Source organism: Mesorhizobium sp. M2E.F.Ca.ET.219.01.1.1, assembly GCF_004016445.2.
Taxonomy (GTDB): Bacteria; Pseudomonadota; Alphaproteobacteria; order Rhizobiales; family Rhizobiaceae; genus Mesorhizobium.
In genome coordinates this window covers 1-425 of the sequence record NZ_SADT02000055.1, presented here as the reverse complement: position 1 = coordinate 425, position 425 = coordinate 1, and the positions used below count along the sequence as shown (strand labels likewise).

The 425-nt window shown below is 66.4% G+C and carries 1 protein-coding gene; it reads right to left on the bottom strand.

Going from position 1 to position 425, the window contains the following annotated elements:
• Positions 1-425, bottom strand: a 425-nt coding sequence (locus EN862_RS34895) for an NAD(P)-dependent oxidoreductase (RefSeq protein WP_245519817.1), incomplete at both ends; no start/stop codon positions are given.

Genomic DNA, 425 nt, shown 5'->3' with positions numbered 1-425 from the left:
GGAACGGCCGGCTCCTCGGCAAAGACGTCTAGGCCAGCGCCGGCGATCTCGCGCCTTTGCAGCGCGCCGATCAGGGCGTCCTGGTCGACGACGTCGCCGCGCGCGGTGTTGATCAGGAACGCGCTACCCTTCATCAACCGCAGGCTTCGGGCATCGATCAGGTGGCGGTTTTCCGCGCCGCCCGGGCAGTGCAGCGACACGAAATCGGATGCCGTGAGCACACCTTCCAGAGTCTGCATCTGCACCGCGCCCATGGCGCGCGTTTCCTCATCATCGACCGGCGACCGGTTGAAGAACACGATCTTCATGCCGAAGCCGAAATGCGCGCGCCTGGCCGTCGCCTTGCCGATGCGCCCCATGCCGACAATACCCAAGGTCTTGCCCGAAACCTTCGCGCCGGCCATGTGGGTCGGCGACCAGCCGTG